At 48.2% G+C, this 4,692-nt stretch carries 5 protein-coding genes; 4 read left to right on the forward strand and 1 reads right to left on the reverse strand.

All coding sequences use genetic code 11. The annotated features are described in order from the left end of the window. Positions 1-92: 92 nt before the first annotated feature. Positions 93-899 (forward strand): type I restriction endonuclease subunit R, EcoR124 family, encoded by an 807-nt coding sequence (locus tag Q0Z69_RS16620; protein WP_367272348.1) that lies wholly within the window; start codon positions 93-95, stop codon positions 897-899. Between the two features lie 58 nt (positions 900-957). On the opposite strand, the gene Q0Z69_RS16625 is transcribed toward Q0Z69_RS16620, so the two are convergent. Further along, positions 958-1,569, reverse strand: a complete 612-nt coding sequence (locus Q0Z69_RS16625; protein ID WP_298035518.1) for a thymidine kinase — start codon at positions 1,567-1,569, stop codon at positions 958-960. Positions 1,570-1,761: 192 nt separating this feature from the next. Between Q0Z69_RS16625 and Q0Z69_RS16630 the strand changes: the two genes are divergently transcribed. The 3 genes from Q0Z69_RS16630 (at position 1,762) to Q0Z69_RS16640 (ending at position 4,160) form a co-directional block, all read left to right on the forward strand. Beyond that, positions 1,762-2,004 (forward strand): hypothetical protein, encoded by a 243-nt coding sequence (locus Q0Z69_RS16630; RefSeq protein WP_298035519.1) that lies wholly within the window; start codon positions 1,762-1,764, stop codon positions 2,002-2,004. Next, positions 1,995-2,309: a helix-turn-helix transcriptional regulator gene (locus tag Q0Z69_RS16635; protein WP_298035520.1), complete on the forward strand. Its 315-nt coding sequence runs from the start codon at positions 1,995-1,997 to the stop codon at positions 2,307-2,309. Before Q0Z69_RS16630 ends, Q0Z69_RS16635 begins: the two co-directional genes overlap by 10 nt. Before the next feature lie 315 nt (positions 2,310-2,624). Continuing rightward, positions 2,625-4,160: an S-layer homology domain-containing protein gene (locus tag Q0Z69_RS16640; RefSeq protein ID WP_298035521.1), complete on the forward strand. Its 1,536-nt coding sequence runs from the start codon at positions 2,625-2,627 to the stop codon at positions 4,158-4,160. Positions 4,161-4,692: the final 532 nt, after the last annotated feature.

Consider the following 4,692-nt stretch of genomic DNA (forward strand, 5'->3'; position numbering starts at 1 on the left):
TGGTTGCGCTTCCATTATAACACGTTTGGGTTATGCCTGCTTTTTTGGCTTTGTGCGGATTTGCTCATTTATAGTATTATGGGTACGTTGGTATGGATGACAAACCACGTCCCGGTTATGTGGATGTGGTGGAGGAACTGACGGAGAGATTCCCTCTTGCTGAGCCGCAAATCGTGGGGGAGGATCGGCAACGCGAATTTATATCCCTGTTCGGCGCCCTGCTGCGTATGCGAAATCTCCTGTCCTCCTTTGACGATTTCAAGGGGAATGAGCTGATTTCCGAGAGGGACTTCCAGGATTATCTCGGCCGGTATCAGGACCTGCGGGATGAATGGTATGAACGCCGCAAGCGTGGGGAGAGCACGGACATCATCGACGATATCGTTTTCGAGATTGAGCTTATCAAGCAGGTCGAGATCAATATCGACTACATTTTGATGCTCGTCAAGAAGTACCACGATACCCATTGCGAGGATATAGAAGTCCTTATTACCATCCGAAAGGCCATAGACGCCAGCCCTGAACTGCGCAGTAAAAAGGCTCTTATTGAGAATTTTATCTCCGGCATCAACGATGTCGATGATGTGATGACCGAATGGAACAGCTATGTTGCCGAAGAACGGGAACGGGAGCTTGTACAGATTATCAGCGATGAGAAACTGCGCGAGCCTGAAACCCGGAAGTTTTTGGAGAATGCTTTCCGTGACGGCAAGATTAAAACAACTGGTACAGACATCGACCGTTTGATGCCTCCGATGCCCCGCTTTGGCAGCGGAGGAGCGAGAACCAAGAAAAAGCAGACGGTGATTGACAAGCTGAAGGCTTTCTTTGAGCGATTCTTTGGAATTGGGGGATATTCATTTTCAGAAGTTTCAGCATGTAACGTGGAAAAAGAGTAAACTTGCATGTTCCCCCTATCAACAGTGAAAAAAGCACCGTCGATAGGGGGATAATTATTTAGCAAAGAAATCTGTCATCACCTATTTTAGCCACCGGATGAAAATCCGGCCCGAGATTACCCTCTCTCCAATGTTTCCGGCAAAGCCCAATATACTGGTCATTGGCGCCGATGACCACCTGCGCGCCCTCTTTCAGCACAACGCTGTTCTCATCGAACCGTGCGTTGAAGGTTGCCTTCTTGCCGCACCAGCATATGGTCTTAACCTCCTCGATTTTGTCGGCCATCGCCAGGAGCTCGTAGTTCCCCGGGAACAGTTCCCCTTTGAAGTCCGACCGCAAGCCGTAGCAGATGACGGGGATATTGCAGTCATCCACGAGATGAACAAGGTACTGCACTTCTTCCCGTGCCAGGAACTGCGCCTCATCCACGATAATGCAGTTGTAGGTCTGGAGCTCTGCATCATCCATTGCCTGCATCTCGTGGAAGTACACGCAGGGGTAGGTGAGGCCTATGCGGGATCGCACCATGTGATCTCCGTCTCTGGTATCCAGCTGAGGTTTAGCCAAGAGCACCCTCTGACCCCGCTCCTCATAATTAAACCGTGCCATCAGCGCATTCGCGGTCTTGCTGGAGCCCATTGCTCCGTATTTGAAATACAACTGTGCCATATGTTATCCTCCTCGCAGGTAAAATCTCAAAAACCGTCTCCCATAATACTCCGCGAAAAGTGCTGTTGTCAAGCTCAGTATTTTTATGTTGTCCCTAAGGACAACGCGCATCCAGCAGCAATCATTGACATCTCGCCAAAAAACTCGTATAATATCCCTGGAAACAATGTTTTCCGGAAGGAGATGACCACGTTGCAAATCATAAAGTCCGAATATATGCTGTGTCCCTGCTGCGTGGAAGAGCACGTCGTGTATACAGTCATCGCGCAGCAGTTTAATATTTTTCAGGGTGTTCCTGTTGAGTACCAGGCTGAGTGCCAATACTGCGAAAACGCGGATGAATACTACGCGGAGGGTGAACAAATCACCTCAAATTTCACCGCCATGAAGAAAGTGTACCAGAAGAAGGTACAGGAGGCCCAATCATGCCAGTAAGCTACAACAAGCTCTGGAAACTTCTGATTGACAAGGATATGTCCAAAACAGAGCTGACTCACAAGGCCGGTCTGACCACCAACGTAATGGCAAGGTTAGGCCGGAACGAAGACGTTCGACTCCTGTCTCTCGAAAAAATATGCGCCGTACTCGACTGCACGCTCAATGACATTGTGGAGATCGTTCCGGAATCCCAGAGACAAAGCCTTCAACGATTAAGTTTCACAAGCACCGTACACAACTCAAATGAATATCTATTTCGTTCTGCCCCCGGCTCATCCAGCCGGGGGTATTGTTGTCATTAAAGACGTGAGCCTTCAGCAGGGTAGGGGGTACTGCTTAGAAAAATCCATTGGAGCGAGTACGATTTTCCTTGTAATTCTCTGTCTTGAGAATTATAATGATCTCATGGCCAAGGGCATACTGGAATGGTCGTGACAGCGGTTCAAGTTCCAATGCACAGAGAGTATTTAGGTTCAGCGCAGAGAAGAACAAACACAACCTCTTCCCATACGCATTTCATTACAGCAGGTTGCGGTTACTGTTTTCGCGGTGTTGGGCTCTGTGCCTGGCACCGTTCTTTTACGCTTTTTCCACCAAAAAACAATGGGAGGTCCACTATGAAAAAAATTTTGGTTTTCGTACTTACATTTGTCTTAGTCCTGAACTTAGCGGTCCCAATGCTGGCCGATGGGGAAGACGCTGCTGATGCTGCTGACACGCTCCATGATTTGGGCTTATTTCTCGGTTCAGGTACTGCGGATGACGGCACGCCCATCTTCAATTTGGACCAGCAGGCCACGCGAATTGAGGCTCTTGTCATGCTGATCCGTCTGCTTGGACGTGAAAAAGAAGCGCTTAGCTGTAATTACGAACATCCATTCACGGATGTTCCTGAATGGGCCAACGGCTATGTTGCTCTGGCGAATCACGATCATATTGCGAACGGTAAGCCTGACAATAAGTTTGCTCCTAACGACAATATCACCCCCAAAGAGTTCCTGACTTTTGTTCTCCGCGCCCTGGGCTATTCCGACAATGCCGAAGGGGAAGTGGACTTTACCTTCCAGGATTCCGAGGATTTTGCTGTCGAGGTAGGACTCGTTCCGGAGGCCAGTGATACAGATATCGTTCTCCGCGGCGACCTGGCGGAAATATCTCTTACGGCTTTATCCCTGGAGACAAAAGGCACGGATACGACACTCATCCAGTCTTTGGTCGGTTCCGGTGCTGTTGCCTTAGATCCTGCTCGTGATGCGGGGTTTACGGTGGAGCCACCCAAGGATGGAGAGATAGTTTCGATTGCGTATGACAATGACGGGCAGTCTGTGCTGGCGTCTGATTTTTTGAAAGCTTTCCCCAATTCTTTTGCGATAGGCCGAACAAGCGATTTTATCGACAGGGTAGAATGGATCGCATCTAATACCGGACACACAAAGGAAGAAATCGAAATAATTACTATTGCAGAGAAATCTTATTTTAGGCAATTTATCTATGGGGAAAAAGCAAACAAATCAATTTATATTAATGTCGAACCTGAAAATTCACCCGATGATTATTATTATTCGCCCTATTATGTATTCGATGATAATTTGAATGTTATTGCCATGTTCAATCCGGACAATCCCTCGTATACGGATGACACGATTAATTTTGTTCGAAAATTTATCGATTGTTCGGAACTTTTTGAGGAAGTAAAAGCAACAACATCATCCCAGATGGCATCAAGAGACCAATACGTTGTTATGGTTGATGTAAATGATCCTCAGGGTGATGGTTGGGATGATGGCGGCGGCATGGCGTATACATACCCGGTTTATCTGGATGGGGAGCCTATGTCTTTGGATTATTATGTTGTATGTGATCTTATAAGAAAGGATGCGGAAGGATGGTCTGAGGATGAGATATACAGTAAACTTTATGATTTTGAATGGGATGTAGTGTATAGTCCTGAAATTTATAGGTACGCCGATAATCCTGACGTAATACTGGACCGTTATTTCGGTGAACTAAATGATTCAACTTATAAAAAATCCGGCAAGACATATTACGGTTTATACTGTTACGAGCATTTGTTCGATCAGTCCGATGAATATGTGTGTCTAGTCGCGGTATATGACGAGCCTTACCACATGGTCGGCTACACTTTAATCTAAACTGTCTATTTTATATACGGTTTCCCCCGGCTGCTTTCCTCACGGAATACAGCCGGGGGTATTTTTGCCTCCATAGACGCCCACGTTCCGCAGGAGAGCTTTTCTGAGTCAGGGCAGGGGAGAGAGCGCCGGTTCGCCAGAGGAAGTGTGTAAACAAGCTCTACGGGCAGCGTGGCGCACTGCGGTGTGCAGTCGGCTCAACTGTCTGACCTACGGTGAAGGTGTAGGATTAACGCGGTCAGGTTGTGGGCGCGAGCAGGAAAGGGAGTGGTTATGAGGCGTCGTATGCACTAAAGTGCTCCCCTTGTCAAGGACAATTTTGATTTGGTGAGGGTTAAAACTGGACAATCTGTGATATACTCTCCCTGCTCGGACGGAGGATACGGCAACGCTGAGGAGCGACCGGAGCACCGATCCGAGCCACGGGAGGGCGGCACAGAAGTGTCGCTCTTTTTCTAGTGCGCCCGGCATGGGCGAAATCTAACGGGTGAAAGACCCGAGTGCGCCCGGTGGCGGGAAGCGCACAGCTGAA

Origin of the sequence: uncultured Dysosmobacter sp., assembly GCF_947631165.1 — a bacterium.
Taxonomy (GTDB): Bacteria; Bacillota; Clostridia; order Oscillospirales; family Oscillospiraceae; genus Oscillibacter.